Annotated in this window: 22 protein-coding genes; 12 read left to right on the top strand and 10 right to left on the bottom strand. The window is 55.8% G+C overall.

Features of this window, described 5'->3' with window-relative positions:
* The 6 genes from EM858_RS14615 to EM858_RS14590 all read left to right on the top strand — a co-directional run bounded on the left by EM858_RS14615 (position 1) and on the right by EM858_RS14590 (position 8,206).
* Entirely contained in the window at positions 1–2,322 is a 2,322-nt protein-coding gene (locus EM858_RS14615) for a hypothetical protein (RefSeq protein ID WP_127757030.1), read from the top strand.
* Between the two features lie 16 nt (positions 2,323–2,338).
* Complete coding sequence (locus EM858_RS14610; protein WP_127757029.1) at positions 2,339–3,232, top strand: phage BR0599 family protein; 894 nt, start codon at positions 2,339–2,341, stop codon at positions 3,230–3,232.
* A 38-nt stretch (positions 3,233–3,270) separates the two neighbouring features.
* A complete protein-coding gene (locus tag EM858_RS14605) occupies positions 3,271–3,510 on the top strand; it encodes a hypothetical protein (RefSeq protein ID WP_127757028.1) in 240 nt (79 codons plus the stop codon).
* Between the two features lie 201 nt (positions 3,511–3,711).
* On the top strand, positions 3,712–6,078 hold the full coding sequence (locus EM858_RS14600) for a phage tail protein (RefSeq protein WP_127757027.1): 2,367 nt from the start codon (positions 3,712–3,714) through the stop codon (positions 6,076–6,078).
* Positions 6,078–7,874, top strand: coding sequence for a pyocin knob domain-containing protein (locus EM858_RS14595; protein WP_127757026.1), 1,797 nt, complete (start codon positions 6,078–6,080; stop codon positions 7,872–7,874). Before EM858_RS14600 ends, EM858_RS14595 begins: the two co-directional genes overlap by 1 nt.
* Positions 7,871–8,206 (top strand): hypothetical protein, encoded by a 336-nt coding sequence (locus EM858_RS14590; protein WP_127757025.1) that lies wholly within the window; start codon positions 7,871–7,873, stop codon positions 8,204–8,206. The genes EM858_RS14595 and EM858_RS14590 overlap by 4 nt, the downstream gene beginning before the upstream one ends.
* A 19-nt stretch (positions 8,207–8,225) precedes the next feature.
* Here the strand turns inward: EM858_RS14590 and EM858_RS27150 are convergent, their stop codons facing one another.
* Positions 8,226–8,402, bottom strand: coding sequence for a hypothetical protein (locus EM858_RS27150; RefSeq protein ID WP_164865437.1), 177 nt, complete (start codon positions 8,400–8,402; stop codon positions 8,226–8,228).
* Between the two features lie 85 nt (positions 8,403–8,487).
* Here EM858_RS27150 and EM858_RS27145 point away from each other — a divergent pair, with 85 nt between their 5' ends.
* The 6 genes from EM858_RS27145 (at position 8,488) to EM858_RS14565 (ending at position 12,346) form a co-directional block, all read left to right on the top strand.
* Positions 8,488–9,483, top strand: coding sequence for a glycoside hydrolase family 19 protein (locus EM858_RS27145; RefSeq protein ID WP_164865436.1), 996 nt, complete (start codon positions 8,488–8,490; stop codon positions 9,481–9,483).
* Complete coding sequence (locus EM858_RS14585; RefSeq protein WP_127757024.1) at positions 9,483–9,776, top strand: DUF6527 family protein; 294 nt, start codon at positions 9,483–9,485, stop codon at positions 9,774–9,776. Before EM858_RS27145 ends, EM858_RS14585 begins: the two co-directional genes overlap by 1 nt.
* Positions 9,776–10,033: a hypothetical protein gene (locus tag EM858_RS14580; protein ID WP_245482997.1), complete on the top strand. Its 258-nt coding sequence runs from the start codon at positions 9,776–9,778 to the stop codon at positions 10,031–10,033. The genes EM858_RS14585 and EM858_RS14580 overlap by 1 nt, the downstream gene beginning before the upstream one ends.
* Positions 10,034–10,176: 143 nt before the next feature.
* Positions 10,177–10,629 carry a hypothetical protein gene (locus EM858_RS14575; protein WP_127757022.1) on the top strand — a complete coding sequence of 151 codons (453 nt, stop codon included), beginning with the start codon at positions 10,177–10,179 and terminating at the stop codon, positions 10,627–10,629.
* Entirely contained in the window at positions 10,613–10,942 is a 330-nt protein-coding gene (locus EM858_RS14570) for a hypothetical protein (protein WP_127757021.1), read from the top strand. The genes EM858_RS14575 and EM858_RS14570 overlap by 17 nt, the downstream gene beginning before the upstream one ends.
* A 12-nt stretch (positions 10,943–10,954) precedes the next feature.
* Positions 10,955–12,346 carry an SGNH/GDSL hydrolase family protein gene (locus EM858_RS14565; RefSeq protein WP_127757020.1) on the top strand — a complete coding sequence of 464 codons (1,392 nt, stop codon included), beginning with the start codon at positions 10,955–10,957 and terminating at the stop codon, positions 12,344–12,346.
* A 24-nt stretch (positions 12,347–12,370) separates the two neighbouring features.
* Here the strand turns inward: EM858_RS14565 and EM858_RS14560 are convergent, their stop codons facing one another.
* From EM858_RS14560 to EM858_RS14520, 9 genes are read right to left on the bottom strand one after another with little or no spacing between them, the layout of a single operon-like run.
* Positions 12,371–12,637 carry a hypothetical protein gene (locus tag EM858_RS14560; protein ID WP_127757019.1) on the bottom strand — a complete coding sequence of 89 codons (267 nt, stop codon included), beginning with the start codon at positions 12,635–12,637 and terminating at the stop codon, positions 12,371–12,373.
* A 10-nt stretch (positions 12,638–12,647) separates the two neighbouring features.
* Positions 12,648–13,997 (bottom strand): site-specific DNA-methyltransferase, encoded by a 1,350-nt coding sequence (locus EM858_RS14555; protein WP_127757018.1) that lies wholly within the window; start codon positions 13,995–13,997, stop codon positions 12,648–12,650.
* Between the two features lie 10 nt (positions 13,998–14,007).
* Complete coding sequence (locus EM858_RS14550; RefSeq protein ID WP_127757017.1) at positions 14,008–14,259, bottom strand: hypothetical protein; 252 nt, start codon at positions 14,257–14,259, stop codon at positions 14,008–14,010.
* Positions 14,256–14,501: a hypothetical protein gene (locus EM858_RS14545; protein WP_127757016.1), complete on the bottom strand. Its 246-nt coding sequence runs from the start codon at positions 14,499–14,501 to the stop codon at positions 14,256–14,258. The genes EM858_RS14550 and EM858_RS14545 overlap by 4 nt, the downstream gene beginning before the upstream one ends.
* Positions 14,502–14,504: 3 nt before the next feature.
* Positions 14,505–14,846: a hypothetical protein gene (locus EM858_RS14540; RefSeq protein ID WP_127757015.1), complete on the bottom strand. Its 342-nt coding sequence runs from the start codon at positions 14,844–14,846 to the stop codon at positions 14,505–14,507.
* A 21-nt stretch (positions 14,847–14,867) separates the two neighbouring features.
* Entirely contained in the window at positions 14,868–15,146 is a 279-nt protein-coding gene (locus EM858_RS14535) for a DUF2312 domain-containing protein (protein ID WP_127757014.1), read from the bottom strand.
* 49 nt (positions 15,147–15,195) lie between these two features.
* Positions 15,196–15,702, bottom strand: a complete 507-nt coding sequence (locus tag EM858_RS14530; protein WP_127757013.1) for a dATP/dGTP diphosphohydrolase domain-containing protein — start codon at positions 15,700–15,702, stop codon at positions 15,196–15,198.
* On the bottom strand, positions 15,699–15,899 hold the full coding sequence (locus EM858_RS14525; protein ID WP_127757012.1) for a hypothetical protein: 201 nt from the start codon (positions 15,897–15,899) through the stop codon (positions 15,699–15,701). The genes EM858_RS14530 and EM858_RS14525 overlap by 4 nt, the downstream gene beginning before the upstream one ends.
* A 6-nt stretch (positions 15,900–15,905) precedes the next feature.
* Positions 15,906–16,445 (bottom strand): hypothetical protein, encoded by a 540-nt coding sequence (locus EM858_RS14520; RefSeq protein WP_127757011.1) that lies wholly within the window; start codon positions 16,443–16,445, stop codon positions 15,906–15,908.
* Between the last annotated feature and the right edge of the window lie 181 nt (positions 16,446–16,626).

The raw sequence follows: 16,626 nt of genomic DNA, 5'->3' as shown, positions 1-16,626 counted from the left end.
ATGCCTATCGGTCCAGTCGAGCCTATCAAGAACGGAGAATCCGGCGCCAGTGTTCGAGCGAAGTTGAACCTGCTTTTGCAGGGCGCGATCGACGGCACGCTCGGCTCCGTTACGCCGGAAGACCTCGATCACCTGGTTGACACCATTCCTCCGGATCGGCCGAAAGACTTCCATCTGTCTTCGACCCTAGTCCCGTCCAACTTGTTGATTGCAACGTGGGCGCCGTCGCTCGAGGACGATTTTGCGTATTACGAGCTGCATCTGAAAGAGGGCTCGGGTAGCTGGATTTCCTACCAGACCAGCTCCACGCTCTATCAGGTTCCGATGATACCGAATACGACTTACACCGGCCGTGTTTATGCGGTCGACAAGTCTGGCAACAAATCGGAACCGAGCGCCGAGGATACGCACACCACTGTGCTCGATGAAATCCCTCCTGCAATGCCCGTCAACTTGACCGCTCTCGGTGGGATCAATTCTACATGGTTGAAGTGGTCTCCGAATGAAGAAGCCGATCTTGCTCGCTACGATATCTTCGAAGCGCTCGATGAGTTCCCGGCACCTCTCGAGAACTCGACCCCGTCATATACGTCGCAGACGAGCACATTCGTTGTTGCAGGCCAAGATCCAGAAGTGACGCGATGGTACTGGGTTAGAGCTGTCGACACCTCCGGAAACGTCTCCCCTTGGTCAGCGCGCGCATCGGCGACAACTTCGAAGATCCGAAGCGAAATCAAGGCCACGCTTGTCGGGATCATGTTCAAGCCCGGAAATCAGCCGGCCTCCAACCGCCTCACATGGACGGCTGGTCAAATCACCTATGGCACAGATGGCAGTGTTCCAGCGACCCAGGCCATCCCGGCTGGAAGTGCGGATTTCAGCGGGCAGACGGTCTACATCTACTACGTTCTCGGTAACGATAGGTTCTCCACAACCACTTCACTGGTGACCCTCTACTCGCAAGACTCCATCCTGATCGGGGTCTACCGAGGTTTCAATGACTATCAGCTCGTTGAGGGTAGGGCTTACATCGATGGCAGCACCATTCTCGCTCAGACTATCGGCGCTAACCAGCTTGTGGTCGATCAGGCGGTTATCACAGGCTCAGCGCAGATTGCCGCAGCCATCATTGAAAACGCCCACATTGTCGAATTAAGTGCCGCGAAGCTTATCGCTGGCACAGCCCTCGCTGCATCCATAACCGTGAGCGGTCAGGCCCTTGGCACTGTTGCCTCCAACTCCAACGATCCTGCCGCCCGTATCAATCAGGCCGTGACACAGATCGACCCCGGCAAGATTTTGATTTCTGGTGGAACGTCCCTCGCAGACTGGCGGTCAGGCGGGGACAGCACGAAGATTGATGGCGGCAACCTGTCCACCAACTCGGTGAAAGCCAATTCACTGGAGATCGGTGCGCGGGGCGTTTCCAGCGCTGGAATCGCTTTTTCCGGCAACACGCCGACAGCAAACCGCGTCAGTTGGACAGGCGGCACCATCACCTACATCAACGACGAAGGGGTGACTGTAACCGTTACGATCTCGGAAAACCCGATCGGCGCACTATGGACCGACTCTGTCATTTATATTTACTGGGCCAAAGGCGCGACTTCGCTGTCGTCGACAACGCTCGCGTCCACCGCATTTTCCTCGAACAATATCGTCCTTGCTACATATAACGGCGGCCTCAATCTCACGACAGACTACGGTCGCACAATCATTGACGGGCAGGGGATCAAGACCGGGACAATCGGGGTTGACCAAGTCGCCGCTAACGCTATCCGGGCGCAGCATATTGCAGCCAATGAAATTCAGGCACAGCACATCGCCGCTGGTATCATCTCGACAGATAAACTCGCTGCAGGTGCTGTGACCGCGAACAAGATGAACGTAGGTTCGCTTTCGGCAATATCTGCCGTTTTGGGGTATGTGGATATCGGCGACGCGAATATCTCCAGACTGACCGTTGGAACGTCAAATATTCAAGCGGGCGCCGTAACGGCAGTGGCGACTGGTGGGAATTCGCTTACGATCAACCATGGACTTGGGTCCCCTACAATCAAGATCGACACGTCTTGCGTGGTTCAAACACCCACCAATTCGACGAATTACACCATCTATGAATTCTGGATCGATAGCGACGGCAACAGAGTTGAGACTTTCCGAATTCAGAATGCGAGCGGCACGACCGTACCGGCTTCTCGGACCTATCTCTACACACCACCAGCCAATCGTGCCCAAACTAGTTTTCGTTTCGAAGCACCCGATGTTGCGGGTGTCCTCGTCAGCAACAAAATTATCGTCGCGCAAGCTTTCAAGCGGTGAACGAGGACTTTAGCCAATGTCATTCGACCAACATGAAATCAGCCGTTATAGCGGCACACCAGTCTCCCTGTATCTCATTCAAGGTGCAGAGAATTCAGATGGGGCGGAGCAGATCGGCCCATTCGGTTTCAACAACGGTGAAGAGATTATCAATCGAAAAATCGGCACCGATGAACTGGGTCAGGATATCATCCTTCCGTTTCACCCTTGGCCGATCAAAAACAGCACGCTTTCGCACGATGGCACACTGGACAAATCCGATGTCACGGTAACCATGTCACTAGGCAGTGAAATCGATCAGCTTTTCTTGGCCTATCCGCCGTCACAAGTGGTGAACTTGACTATCTTTGAGGGGCATGTCGGCGATCCGGTGACGGAGGAGAATTTCCCGGCGCTGTGGCTCGGTCGGATTCTCGGCAGCACCTATAAGAAAAACGAGATGGAGCTTTCCTGCCAACCGGTGTCGACTTCACTTAAGCGACCGGGGCTGCGGCGGAACTATCAGATCGGTTGCCCCCATGTTCTATACGGCCCTCAATGTAAGGCTAACCGAGCCGCAGCAACGGTTACCAGGGCGGTCGCGAGTGTGTCTCGAAACAGAATTATGGTCGATGCATGGTTGGGGGCGCAGTTCGGTTTATACGTCGGAGGGCTGCTCGAATGGATCAATTCTGATACCGGCGTTCGGGAACTTCGTACCATTGCTGGTGTGCTGAACGACAGCGGAACAAGTGTCATTGTGATCCGCGGTGTTGCCCGTGGCTTGGCGGTAGGCACTCCGCTCTCCGTCATACGAGGGTGCAATCGCCAGATGAGCGGCTGTCACCAGCATGGCAACATTTTGAACTATGGCGGTCAACCGTTCATCCCCCTTGAGAATCCCCTTTCCTCCAAGAACCAATTCTACTAGAATTACTCACTAAACGTGAAATACACGAAAAGTGAGCCATGCCCCTTCCTTTTCTAGCATCATTGCTGGTTCAGCTTCTGATTGGCGTCGGGTCGATGGTGATCGGCTATCTCATGATGCCGAAGGCCGCGACATCGCAGCCCGAAGAAGTGACCGACATGGATGAGCCGACGGCCGAAAGCCGGCCTATCCCGGTCGTGTTCGGGGAACTGGATGTCGCCCCGAACATCCTTTGGTGGGGCGACAAGGCGACCACGAGCAGAAAGGTCTCATCGTGAGCGAATGGGACCCAGTCGTTACGATCAGTGACATGCGCCCATTCTTTTGCGTGCACGGGGTTCGAAAGGCGTTCGCCACGGGAGGCGGAGATTTCGCTTATTTCCTCGAGCACGGTGCGCGCGCATCTGAGCTACGCGGCAAAGGATTCGACGCGCAGTTAGACCGCGTCCTGGACGCCATCAGGGCGAGGTCATCCTGACATGGGCTCAAGCGGTAAAGGCGAAGGTAAAGTTGAGATCCACGAATACACGATGGGTCTTCATATGGGCATTTGCGCATACGGTGATGGGATCACCCTCGTCGCAGCGAAATACAATGGAAAAGAAATCTGGCGCGGCGGACTGGTGGATCAAGACACGGTCGCTGTGAACCGTCCCGACCTGTTCGGCGACGTGAAGAAGGAGGGCGGCGTCAAGGGCCTTCTCTGGTGGCTACCAGGCAAAGCAACACAGGTGATGCCGCAATCGCTTGCAGCGCGACTTGGCTTGACCAGCGAGACTTGCCCCGGTTTCAGAGGTTTCGCCAGCGTCTTTTTGACCGGCGTCGCCGACGTTTGGGAAGGTGCCTATCAGGGGCTTGTGAGCGCGCTTAACAACCAGCCGTCGGCTTTCAAACGCGGCTTCTATCTCGCCGCCAACAATCCATATCTGCGAGCATTTTCGTTCCGGGTGCGGCGCGCTCCTGTGGGTCTCAATCCGGCGATAGCACTAATTCAGGTCGACAACGATTCTCTCGGAAACGCTCAATATGCAGCCAATCCTGCGCACATCATTTACGAGTGCCTGACGAACCAGGACTGGGGGATGGGGGAGTCGGAAGGGGTGATCGACAAGGCTTCGTTTGAAGCTGCCGCCCAACTCTTCCACGGCGAAAAGCTCGGAATGAGCCTCGTCTGGACGCGTCAGAGCGAGATTCAAAAGTTCATCGGCGAAGTCTGTAATCACGTGCAGGCTGCTGTTTTCGTCAAGCCGTCGACGGGTAAGCACACCATCAAGCCACTACGTGGTGACTATGATGTCGACCTTCTACCTGTCGTCGATCCGAGTAACGCCGATCTCTCGAATTTCGCTCGCAAGGCATGGGGTGAACTGGCAAACGAAATCGTCGTCACGATGACGAATGCCGAGACCGGTAAAACAGAGACGATCGCGGTTCAGGATCTTGCGGCCATCGCGGCCGAAGGCGGGATCGTCACCTCGTCCAGAAACTACTACGGTTTCACTTCGAAAGCTGCGGCGCAGTATGTAGCCGAACGCGACCTTGCCGCGTCTGTCAACCCGATCGCCACCTGCCAAGCACAGGTCACGCGCCAGTTTTGGGACTCGGTGAGCAGTGATGTCGTCGTGTTGTCGTGGCCCGAATACGACATTGAGCGTATCGTCTTCCGCGTCTCCGAGGTTCAGAAAGACGCCAACGTTGTCACGCTTGATCTGTATGAGGACATCTTCGGTCTGGATCTCGCCAGCTATCTCGAGTCAGATGACACTTCATGGGTCAATCCATCTCAGCCGCCTACACCGGCATCTTTTTACCAGATTGGCACGGCTCCGGCCTTTATGGCCGCAGCAGCCCTGAAGCTCAACGATCCCTCGGAACTTGAATATCCGGAAGCACTGGCGGCTGTCACTGTCGGTGCCGACAGTGATGACGACGTGAATTACGATCTCGTGACCTATGTCACCGACGTGAACGGCACGACGAAACGGGCATCGATCGGCACCCGACCGTTCTTCGGCACGTTTGCGGTCACGACGCCGCTCGTCGCCGAGTCACAAAGCCAGTTGACCACGTTGCCGGGGCTACGTGGCGGTGTGCCATCCGCGGGCGATTTCATCCTCATCGGCACAGGCAACGACGAATACACGGAAATCTGCACGGTGCAGAATGCTGACGCGCTCGGTTATCTGTTGAACCGTGGCATGCTCGACACTGTTCCGAAGGCGTGGCCCGTGGGTACGCGCTGCTTCATCATCCCTGCCGACGCAATCGTCGTTGATCCAACGGTGCGTTCGGTGTTCGAGAGCACGTCATATTGGCTGCTCACCAGGACCACGGCGGGAGCGCTTCCGCTCGAGAACGCACCGCAACTGAACATCTCAATCTCCCCGCGTCCGTATCGTCCGAACCGTCCAGCGAACGTAAAGATCAACGGGGTAAGTTTTGGCGCCGTGAACGCCACGTCGGCGTCACAGCTTCAGGTGACGTGGGCGAACAGAAATCGCATCCTCGAATCCACGCAGGCTCTCAAATGGAATGAAGCTGACGTTGGTGGCGAAGCGGGCCAGACGACGCGCATCGACGTGCGAACGCCAGCAGGTGTTTTGATCACGAGCTACGCAGGGCTCACAGGCAACTCATTTACGATTCCGTTGGCCGACCTTGGGACCAACGTCGACTCGACGATCAGCGTAGCTGCCGAGCGTGACGGCTATCGCTCGCTGCAGGCTCACACGTTGGCAGTTCAAATCACACCACGCGACGCAATCAGGATGTCGGGCGACCAGAGCGGCTATCTCCGCCTGTCGGGCGACCAGAGCGGACGCATTCTACTTTCAGGAGATAATTGATGGCTGACAAAGAACTAGGAGCCTTGCCGGCAATCAGCGCGTTGCTCGCTGCCGCGCTCTTCCACGGTGTCCAGGACGGGAACAGCCGCAAGGTGACGGCGCAGCAGATTGCTGATTTCGTCAAGATAAACTTCGGTGAGATTTTCAACTCGCAGTTACCGACGCGATTGAGGGCGTTGTCGACTCCGGTCACCGATGCTAACGCCGTTCTTGAAACGGGCGTTTATTCTGTATCAGCGTCAACGACTGGCATTCCAGTTGCTGCCGCTGGAGTTCTTGACGCCAAAATGTACAGCACATCAGGCACAGGCGTTCAGACTTACACAAGAACTTCCGTGGCTAATCCCGATGTTTGGTACAGGATTAGGGTTTCCGGATCGTGGGGTTCTTGGTCGCGTCTGGCTGCGGCTGATAGTGCGGGGGTGGTTGCGGACACCGCACTTCCTGCACGCCTAAGGGAATTCCCAACATTCACTTCTGACTGGAATGACGCCAAGGCAAGCGGCTTCTATTTTGGTGGATCGACTACGGTTAACACTCCTGTGCAGCCGTACTCATTCGTCGGGGAGGTTATTGCTCAGTCGTCTACCTATTGTGTGCAGCGTCTAACCGCGCTTGGTATTTCAAATCCAGCAAACAACATTTTTTTTGAGCGCCAGCTAGTAAATGACGTTTGGAGCGCGTGGTATCGCCGCACCTACGGTGACGTTTCTGGTCCTGGAGCCGCTGTAACAAGTCGATCAATCGCGGGATTCGCAGGTACAAGTGGTCAAGCCATCAGCCAGTTAATGGTCACGGAGGCACTTTCCGCCCTTGGACCAGTGTTCGGTGGAAATCCTCCCGTTCCATCTGCTGCTGGCGTCGGTCTTTCGGATGGCGATTTCGACACAATAACGGTCGGCGGCCTATACACGACGACAGGCTCATACGCCAATGGACCACATGGAAACCCGGCTACACACGCGGGAACTCTAGAAGTTTACACGCGATATCAAACGGGCATTACGCAGATATACAGAAGCTATATCACTGCCACCCTTGGGTTTACCTACAGACGCGTCGGGACCAGAAGTTCAGGAACAGACCCTTTTACGTTCAGTGCTTGGGCTCGGATAGAAAATTCCGTGCCCGGAACAACTGTTGCAGGCGATCTGGCGCAATTTTCTGATTCCTCCGGAAACTTGGGTCCAGCAACAATCGGAAGCCCTGCGCTGCTTGGTCGAGTGTCGGCCGGTACGGGTGCCGTAGAAAGGCTTACGGCGGCTCAAGGTAGGCAGATTCTTGGCGGTTGGGAATTCATCGGCGCGTTCGACCTTGCCGGGAAAACGTTTGTGGACGTGATAGGTCTTGGAGCTTTTCTATCGTTAAAAATATCAGTGTTCGGAGTCCTAAATGCGGCTGGTTCGACTGGGCTAAGATTTTCTGAGGACAATGGCGCAACGTTCAACGCCTCAGCGACCGAATTTAGAGCTACATATCTCGACGGTAGATTTGACCTTAATCCAGGTTCCGCCGTTGGAGATGTAGGCGAAGTAAGTTCAACATGGTTGCCATTCGGAGACCACGGTGGGGACACTGGTTGGCCTTTCGTATCGGACGGGACAATTCATAATTTTAACAAGGCTAGAAATGCGGCTTCCGTTCACATGGCGCGGCTTAGCACCACAAGCGCACGATACGTCAGGACGATGGCAAACGCTCATTCTCGGGCTACAGCGCAGAACGCTCTTCGTTACATAACCGGAGGTCCGAGCTTCCAGTTTGGCACACTTTTCTTAGAAGGAATAAGGGGATGAATAACGGCATCGTTTTTGACGCTGAGTCCGGAGAATTTATCGAAGTCACACTGACCGATGAAGAGATGGGAGAACCACCTCCGACCCCGGACCCAATTCCTGAACCAGTTGTTGTCGTTTATCAGGTTGATCTGTGGACGCGAATGACCAACCCAGAGGCGGAAGAGGTTCTTGCGCAGATGGCCGAACAACCGGTGAGGATTCGAAGAATTTTTGAGTCCGCCAACTCATACCGCAGCGACCATGAACTTTGGCCGCTCTTGATACAGATCGCCACAGCGCTTTTCGGAGAAGAACGTGCGGCACAAATCCTTGCGCCATCGCAACCTTAAACAAGAGGCTGTCCAAATGTCATCCTACGCCAACTCGCTCGAAAATCAGCTCGCGTTCCTTCAAGCGCAGAACAAGGCGCATGCCAACAGCGTCGACAAACTGGCCGAAGACCTGATGATCGTGACATCGCAACGCGATGAACTGCTGAAGCGTCTTCAGGAACTCGAAGCCGGCGACGACCAGCCACTTGATCATCCCCAGAATTCCTCATAAAAGTTGTAATTTTGAATAATGTTGTGTAATTCTCATCGGGTCCACATTCGTTCCCGAGGAATATATCATGACAGCAGTGTCCGCAGTTCAGGTCCGTGCCGCAGCAAAGGGGCGCGTTGACGAAAGCAACCTGAATTCTGTCATGATGGCGCTTTCGAAATATGGCGCAGGCGTCGGCCTCAATCTCCCGCATCGCGCTGTTCCGTATCTTGCAGAGCTGATGCATGAGAGCGGGTCGTTCCGTTATGATCGGGAGATTTGGGGACCGACGCCCGCTCAAGAGCGCTACGACACGCGCACTGATCTCGGCAACACTCCTGCAAAAGACGGGGACGGGTATAAGAACCGTGGTCGCGGGCCGATCCAGGTGACTGGCGGTTATAACATTCGCGCCTTCTACGAGTGGTGCAAACGGAAAGGTCTCAATCCTCCCGACTTCGTCCGAAATCCCGATCTGATCAACACGGACCCGTGGGAAGGCCTCTCTGCAATCTGGTACTGGGACGAAGGCAATCCTGACAAGAAAAGCCTCAACCGATACGCCGATCGCAACGACATGGAAATGATCACCCGCCGTATCAACGGTGGGCTGAACGGCTACGCGGATCGCTTGGACTATTACACGCGACTAGGACTCGCAGTGCTCGGTTTCAAGGTCACTGATATCATCGGTCTCCAAAATGCCGGGCAGAAAGCAGGTTACTACAAGGGCAGGCTCGACGGACTTGATGGACCACAGACACGTTCTGCAATTCATCTCATGCTCGTCGACCTTTCACCACAGACACAGACATTGCAGGTGAAGGCCGCACCGGTCACCGAGGAAAAGCCGGTCGCGGTTACACCTCCCAGTCTCGATGCACCCTGGTGGAAGTCGAAGGAAGTTCTTGTTCCGGCCTTCACTGGTGGCACGGTCACCTCGTCGCTTGCTGCCGTTGGTAGCATCCCTTGGCAGAACCTTGCCATCATCCTGGTCGCACTCGGTCTCGCTGGCGCTTTTCTGCTTTGGCGGAAGAAGGCCGATGCGAAAGCCGTTTCCGAGCAGGTGAGGGAGATGGCCTGATGGCTGAAGTGAGAACGGAACCTGTCGAGGCCACCTATTGCGAGGATATCGAAGACGTTAAAGCCAAAGCAGGCGCCTTCGAGTTCTTCGTCGATCGCGACGAGAAGATCGCCGGGATGGTTTACTCGTGTCCGTGTGGTTGCGGTCGAACCGGTGCGCTGAATTTCCGTCCACACCCGTCGCCTTCCTGGGAATGGAACGGCGACCGAGAGAAGCCGACCCTTCTCCCGAGTGTCCATCATGTCGGTCACTGGCATGGGTTCCTCACCGACGGCGTTTGGAGATCATGCTAATGTTCGGTCTCACCGACTACTTCAAGATCGGTATCGGCGCCGTCGCTGGCGCAGCCCTGATGGCCGTTCCTGCGTGCAGCTATGGCACGTTCCGGGAGCGGGAGTCGGCAAAGGTCGAGGCTGCGAAAGAAGCCCTCGGTCGTATCACCAAAATGGAGAAAAACGATGCTTCGTTCCGCAAGCTTCCGTCTCGCGAGCGTTGCCTTGCTATCGTGCGCGATAGTGGGCTGCCAGACAGCACCTGCGATGAACGGTAGCGGGTATCAACATATCAGCTTCTCCGATGCTGAAGCCGCACGGCTCGCCTCACAGGATCCGACAGCCGGTCCCGCGATCTATTCCAACAACCGCCAGTGCAGCCAAGACGCTGCCTGCCGAAAGTAAGGGCAGGGGAGCCGGAATGGAACCAGGGTATCAAGGCACCGGAATGTGGGTGAGGATACAGCATCGCTTCGGGCCGCGCATGATGGAATGGTTCATGGCGGGCCACCTTATCGCATTCGGATGGGTGCTGCTTCTTCCCTCCCAAACCTTCAATCAGCCGGCCTTCCAAGGTTTTAACGAAATTGTACCGTCAGAAGACTTCCTCGGCTGGATCATGTTTGTCGTCGGATGTCTCCGCGTCATCGGCCTCGTGATCAACGGCGCCAAGAAAAACGTCACACCACAGATACGGCAGTTTTCGGCAGCAGCCGGGTGCGTGATCTGGTCAGGCATAGCTTACGCTTTTGCATCTTCCGGGGTCATCAGTACGTGGATTTCCATCTATCCGCTCTTTGCTGTGAGTGAGCTGGTCAACATCCATCGTGCTGCGCATGATCAGGGAGAGGTTCGCAATGGAAAAACTGACTGAACTTCCCCCGCTCGCGCTCGTGGTTTTTGGAGCGACGCTGGCGGTCATTTTCGCGGTTCGTCACTTCGGAATTTCGGCCGGCACCAACGCTTCACCGCAGAAGAGCCAGTCGTCGGCCCAGGTGGCTGCTGTCATCGTCGATCCCACCGCACTCAACAACGCGACGAAAGCTCTCGAGGCCCATACCGCCGCTGTGTTGGAGATGATCGAGACGATGAAGGATTCAGGCCGCCACTGGTCGCACATGGCTATTGAAATGGATCGCATAAGAGAAGAACTCCGGATCCAGCGGGAGCTGGCTAGGCGCACTTAGAAAGGTCAGTCGATGTTAGGAATCTCGCTTTCGCCCGTCGGGGCCGCAGCCTCGCCCATCATTTCGCCTCGGATCGATACAGCGTTCGGCCCATTACTTCAAAAGTTAGAGGGCGGCCAGAACGCTGTCATGTTTGTGAATGGGGACAGCACTGCCTATTCCGAATACGGACCCTATTACAAGTTCGCCGTCGCCCTCGGCAATCTCTACGATTACACGGTTGTCATGTATCGTTGGGCGGAGTGGGTCACCAGCGCGCCAACAGGGCCGAAGCAGTATTCCGCGCCTGTCACGCTGCGGACGGGTACGCGCGGAACAATGTCGGTCTATTTGGCTGCGCTGCCGGGGCAGGTCGCAGGATGTATGTTTGAGACCTCTCGCAAGCCGGCTGCGATCGACGCGATTCCGAAACCCGACGTTGCCATCACTCACCACGGGCACAATATGTCGACGTTTGAAACGCCAGGTGGAGACCTCGCTATTGGGCGCGGTCTCATCTGGTCGATTATCGGTCTGATCAGTTGGCAGTGGCAAGGCGTCGCCCAGGTAATGACGACGCAAAATCCGTGGAGAGACACAGCCGGATACGACAAGGTTTATGATGCGATACGGGGCGTAGCCTCCGTTTTCCCAACCTTAACCGTCGTCGACAGCCACAAGCTCTTCGTCGATGCGGGAAAAACAGCAAATCTCTATCGGACTGGGGAGGGGGCTCCCGTTGTTCATCCATCCGACACTCAAGCCAATTCGGACGGGGCTCAAAAAGTTGCGGATGCGCTCATGGCGACGTTCAAGAAAACAAAGAGGGCTCTATTCTCGACGGTTAGCTGGATGGAATTGCCGATTGCGACAAACCTGTTCGTAAACGGAGACCTTTTAAACTGGACCGGCGCGGCCCCTGTGAATTTTAGCAACGTTGCCAGCCACACAGTCACCAAAGATACAGACCCCGAAAACATCTTTCTCGGGACGGGTGCGGCCTATTCAGCGAGATGCAAGCCAGCCGATGCCAACGGCCATTTTTCCAAGTTGCAGAACTCTTTCGACGCCACCGAGCGTGCGTCAATGGCCGGCAAAAACGTCACAGCAATCATGCTCGCCAAGGCTAATCCCTTGCAGCGCACCCCGGTCACCAGTTTCGTGACGAGGGCTAACAGTGGTCTGAGAACCTACACTGGCGGAGGTCTCATGTGGGGAGCACTATCTGGCGCAGGCGGATGGATGCCAATCGTTTACGGCTCCATTCCATGCGATCCCATCAACGATGACGCCAATTCGTCATATGGATTTGCGCCGGCATTTGGCGGCGCAGCCGCGCCCACTGCCGATGTCAACTGGCTGCAACGGTGCGTTATCATCGACGGTGCTGTGCCACGTCTTGGACTGGTGCGACCACAGGCCTAATTTTCGGTGATGGAAGAGCCAGATTCAATTCGCCAGCAAGGCTTCACTCATCGCCTGAGCGAAGCCGATCTCGATTCCCTCCCAACGGCCAACCTCGACCTGCGCCTGTAAAACGCGCGATAAGTGAACGGGGTTGTCTGTGGCGGTCATAAGCGAGTGGAGCTGCGAGAAATATAAGCGCCCAGTGTTGCAATCCACCTGGTAATCATTCGTCCGGAAGGGTGTCCATGGTTGCAAACGTCCCGCTACCGTGACGACGAAGGGAAGCTGATCAAAACTCACAATACTCATTTTCTCACTCTCACATTAGGTCGCTCAGGTCGACGTTTTCACCGATCAAATCTGACAGGTAGGAATTTAATCCTTTTCTTTTAGAAATGGAACATACCGTGAACGAATAATCGCCAAGTTGTTCATCGGAAAGCAACATTTTTTGGTTGTGTTCGTTAATTTCTGGAAACCTGCGTTCTAAAAATTCGACGTACTCAGTTTCCGCTTCCATGAGGATACAGTCAAAGCCTTCACGGCGCGCAGCCTCCGCAGTTGTTCCGGAGCCAGCGAATGGATCGAGCACGATGCCGCCCGGAGGCGTAATGTGGCGGATCAGGTTCTGCATGAGGGCGATGGGTTTTACAGTGGGATGAGCACCGCCAGCGCGGTCGAGCTTCCCCGCCTTGCCGTGGTAGATGAGGGGGGCGCCACGGTCTTCGCCGATCACACCTGCCGCTATCGCGTGCGCATAATCTTCGTCGGTAAGTGGAAATTGGTGAAAGAAACGAGCAGCAGAACCTTCGTCACCGAAACCGGTCATCTGTGTTCCGGCAGCTCGCGACTCTGCACCATAACAAGCACCGTCATTCACACCTTTCCGCATAACACCCGGTGAGCCACTTTTTGTATAAGGAAACAACGCAACCACGTCAGGCGATCCATCGAGGATTAAATTGGACGGGTGACGACCGTTCCGACCGTTCACGCGGCATCCATCGATGTTCATCGCACCAACTCCATGTTTCAGGAGGTTGGCGGCGCCATTCTTCTCGCTAAATGGTTTCTGCCCAAGGTAAATCGGTTCGAGCGCAGGCTTCTGTGTCTGTGTGCCGTAACCCCATCCTTCCCAATAATCACCTTCCTCACATGAGTCGCAAACGTGATCATCCGGTCGCGGATCCCTTGGAAGCGCGGACTCGTAGTGACGACCTGGCCGGACACATCTATGAGCGTCTATCGCCCGTTCAGCGTTGCTCGCCTTCGGAAATCCGCTGCCGAAGCACCATCCGTGCATCGGGTGCATGACGAAGCCAGCCATTTCCATCGCGCAAGCCTGCCAGTGTCCGGTGCGACTGCCGCTGAAAGCAAAAACGTATCCGCCAGGTAAGAGGATGTCGTAGATCAGCTTCCAGAATTCCGGGTCGCGCTCGATGCCGGTGCCGTCCCACTTGCGCCCCATGAAGCCACCTGACAGCCGAGCAAAGCTGCCGTCGTTCTTCTCGCGGCGGGCAGGGGCCGCGCCTTCCTTCCCGAAACGCTTCTGGATGGACACCAGTCCATAGGGAGGATCTGTCACTACAGAATGGACGCGCACGCCCCTTGCAATCAGGCGTCGTAACGAGGCGCGGTTGTCGCCAGGATGCAGGGTGATGCTCGTCATAGGAATACTTTCAGACCAGAAGATCGTCGGAGGAGCCGGCCGCTGGCGTGGCTTTCAGAACCTGAAGCAAAACGTGTCGCAGTTTTTGCGATGGCGAGGCTTCGGGAACGAGCTGGTCGACAACGAAGCTGCTGTGGTCGCGCCCCATGCTGACCGTGTTGCCGCCGCCGCTCATTTTGCCGTTGAAGATGCGGATCGAGTGCCAATCACCGTTGGACATGGCGAGGTCGATAAGGTCTTCGAGAGACATTTCCTCGGTCATACGAGCAACTCTTCCTCTGGTGGGTTGGCGGGTGCAACGAAGGCCGGCATGTCGTTCGTTCGATGGCTCGGCGGAAGCAGCTTGATGGCTTCGAAGATCGCTTGATCGAGATCGGCGGCATGTTGGGCGTTAGTCTGCGATGTGTCCTGAGAGATCGCCCACAGGCAGGCGATCGCGTCGTAAGCGGCGTCGAGTTGGCCGCGCAGGAACGCAACTTGGATATAGTTGTCGCTGGCGGCCATGGTTCACACCAAAAGGTCGTCTGGATCTGCGTTACGCAGAATTGCATCGGAGACAACCAGTGTTCCGTGTGCGATATCGCTAATGTCGAGGTTGATGTCATCATCGACAACAACCTCGGTGGCCGTTGCAGCGCCAGCAGTGTCAAAGCCTTCCAGCTTGCCATCGGCTGCGTCGAACGTCAGGCCGGTTTCGGTAGCCTTGCCACCCGGAAACACGCGGTCCAGTTCTTCGAGGAGAGGGGTCTTTTGCAGCACAAGCGTAACAGCCTCGCCGCCGATGGTCACGATGGTGAAGGGGCTACCCTTCGTCTTGCGGATCGCACCGCGCAGTTCGCCGAGTTTCATTTCAAGTCTCCGTTTTTGGGATCAGGGATCGAGCATCGTCATGCCGAGCGCGGCCATGTAGGTCTGCAAGATGGTTTCTTCTTCGATGCGCTCGTTGGCGTCCTTCTTGCGCAGGCGGATGATGGTGCGGATCGCCTTGGTGTCGTAGCCGCGGCCCTTCGCCTCACCCATGACATCCTTGATGTCGTCCTGGATTGCCGCCTTTTCTTCTTCGAGACGCTCGACACGTTCGACAAACTGGCGAAGCTCCGCTGCGGCTACTGTTTCCGTCGTTTCGCCGCTATTATGTCCGATTGACATTCTCTCTCCTAATAATTGAAAGTCACGTTAAACGTGAAATAAAGACGCGTCAAGAACGAACCGGTTTGTCCACCAGTCCACCTGCAACGAACGATGTCGCGTCAGTCAGATGGGTGGGTCTAAGATGGTTCTTCCCGCTCTCGGTGTACGGGGCGACGCCTTCCGGGTACTTCTCGAACATCGTGTCAACGACGCGCTGAAGCTCGTCGCGAACAGCGTCCAGGTTCGCTTTAGGCGGCCGGTCGTCGTTCAACTGCTTCTGGATCATCGCATCACGCAGAACGATGAGACTGCTGATCGCTTTGGTGATGTGGGAGAGCTGGCTGTCGGCATCGATGTCCTCTCCTTCCCACCACTGCATGATGTGACCGACAGCAGCGTCGACATAAACCGAGGCTTTGACGCCAGAGACGCGATAATTATGCCGACCATATTTTGCTGCGCCTTCCAGCATAGCAACGCCGACTTCGCACATGACGGTCATCGGGAGCGTGGCGAACTGGCGCCATTTCTTGATGCCGATTCCGTCCTTGGGGTTTGTTTCCTTGGTGCTCACGGCTTCACCTCGTAGCCCAAAGACGCACGAACACGATCATAAGCCTCCCAAGTGGTTTCGTTATGAATCGGCTGTACGCTGTACTCTCGTCCATCGTGCATACGGACGCCCACGCAACTGGAGTCGTAATAGCACTGAACGCTCTGCACTAAATGCGGGTTGACGCTGGTGGTTTTCGTGATCTCGACAAGTGCCATGAATGATCACCACTTCTTGCCATTGGCAGCCAGCCGGGCCTCATCCTTGTGGTCAGCGCGCACGAGATTATAGGCGCGCTTTTCGACCATGGCGCCGTCGACATCGTAGCCGAACTTGGCAGCGTAAGCATCGATCGTCGCGAGGACGCGCGTGATTTCGATGCCCGTGCGGACATTCCAGTTCGACTCTATCAAATTGCCCACACCTGTCACGAGGCGGGTGATCGCAAACAGCGCTTCGGCCCGGTTGTCGCTAAGATCGATGGCAAGCCCTTGCGGATGAAGGAGCTTATATCCGCAGCCGCCCGCAAAATCGAAAAGCCTGATCTTGGCGTCTGCAAGTTCAACCTCTGCCATTTTGCGATGAGACAAGTGGTCGTCCATCAGGTCTTTCCGTTCACCTTCCATGGCTTCGGAAAGTTCGCTGACGACCAGCATCAGCATTTCACCCTTATTGCGATCGAGGCGCTCGGCTGTTGCGGGGTTGCGCCACCAGCGCTCATTGGCGGCGTGGATTTCGGCGGCAAGCAGGTTTAAGTCTGTCATTTCCATTTGTTCCTTATCTTGCGTTTAACTGTGCGCCGGCCGAGATGGAAAAAGCCGCAGAACTTACATTTGTAGGGAGTTGCCTTCGGATAACGTTTCCGAACCGACGCGACTACATTTGCGGTGAACTGCTCTTTCCCCTGGCAGGACGACTCCCAAAGCGTGCCTTTACCTTCGTTCA

Source organism: Agrobacterium sp. CNPSo 2736 (assembly GCF_004005385.1).
In the GTDB taxonomy this organism is placed as follows: Bacteria; Pseudomonadota; Alphaproteobacteria; order Rhizobiales; family Rhizobiaceae; genus Agrobacterium; species Agrobacterium leguminum.
Note: the sequence above shows the minus strand (reverse complement) of the source record. Positions and strands in the feature narration are given on the sequence as shown.

Coding starts and splice junctions, on each gene's coding strand:
- EM858_RS14615 (WP_127757030.1), top strand. CDS start 1: ATGCCTATCGGTCCAGTCGAGCCTATCAAGAACGGAGAATCCGGCGCC.
- EM858_RS14610 (WP_127757029.1), top strand. CDS start 2,339: ATGTCATTCGACCAACATGAAATCAGCCGTTATAGCGGCACACCAGTC.
- EM858_RS14605 (WP_127757028.1), top strand. CDS start 3,271: ATGCCCCTTCCTTTTCTAGCATCATTGCTGGTTCAGCTTCTGATTGGC.
- EM858_RS14600 (WP_127757027.1), top strand. CDS start 3,712: ATGGGCTCAAGCGGTAAAGGCGAAGGTAAAGTTGAGATCCACGAATAC.
- EM858_RS14595 (WP_127757026.1), top strand. CDS start 6,078: ATGGCTGACAAAGAACTAGGAGCCTTGCCGGCAATCAGCGCGTTGCTC.
- EM858_RS14590 (WP_127757025.1), top strand. CDS start 7,871: ATGAATAACGGCATCGTTTTTGACGCTGAGTCCGGAGAATTTATCGAA.
- EM858_RS27150 (WP_164865437.1), bottom strand. CDS start 8,402: ATGATCAAGTGGCTGGTCGTCGCCGGCTTCGAGTTCCTGAAGACGCTT.
- EM858_RS27145 (WP_164865436.1), top strand. CDS start 8,488: ATGACAGCAGTGTCCGCAGTTCAGGTCCGTGCCGCAGCAAAGGGGCGC.
- EM858_RS14585 (WP_127757024.1), top strand. CDS start 9,483: ATGGCTGAAGTGAGAACGGAACCTGTCGAGGCCACCTATTGCGAGGAT.
- EM858_RS14580 (WP_245482997.1), top strand. CDS start 9,776: ATGTTCGGTCTCACCGACTACTTCAAGATCGGTATCGGCGCCGTCGCT.
- EM858_RS14575 (WP_127757022.1), top strand. CDS start 10,177: ATGGAACCAGGGTATCAAGGCACCGGAATGTGGGTGAGGATACAGCAT.
- EM858_RS14570 (WP_127757021.1), top strand. CDS start 10,613: ATGGAAAAACTGACTGAACTTCCCCCGCTCGCGCTCGTGGTTTTTGGA.
- EM858_RS14565 (WP_127757020.1), top strand. CDS start 10,955: ATGTTAGGAATCTCGCTTTCGCCCGTCGGGGCCGCAGCCTCGCCCATC.
- EM858_RS14560 (WP_127757019.1), bottom strand. CDS start 12,637: ATGAGTATTGTGAGTTTTGATCAGCTTCCCTTCGTCGTCACGGTAGCG.
- EM858_RS14555 (WP_127757018.1), bottom strand. CDS start 13,997: ATGACGAGCATCACCCTGCATCCTGGCGACAACCGCGCCTCGTTACGA.
- EM858_RS14550 (WP_127757017.1), bottom strand. CDS start 14,259: ATGACCGAGGAAATGTCTCTCGAAGACCTTATCGACCTCGCCATGTCC.
- EM858_RS14545 (WP_127757016.1), bottom strand. CDS start 14,501: ATGGCCGCCAGCGACAACTATATCCAAGTTGCGTTCCTGCGCGGCCAA.
- EM858_RS14540 (WP_127757015.1), bottom strand. CDS start 14,846: ATGAAACTCGGCGAACTGCGCGGTGCGATCCGCAAGACGAAGGGTAGC.
- EM858_RS14535 (WP_127757014.1), bottom strand. CDS start 15,146: ATGTCAATCGGACATAATAGCGGCGAAACGACGGAAACAGTAGCCGCA.
- EM858_RS14525 (WP_127757012.1), bottom strand. CDS start 15,899: ATGGCACTTGTCGAGATCACGAAAACCACCAGCGTCAACCCGCATTTA.
- EM858_RS14520 (WP_127757011.1), bottom strand. CDS start 16,445: ATGACAGACTTAAACCTGCTTGCCGCCGAAATCCACGCCGCCAATGAG.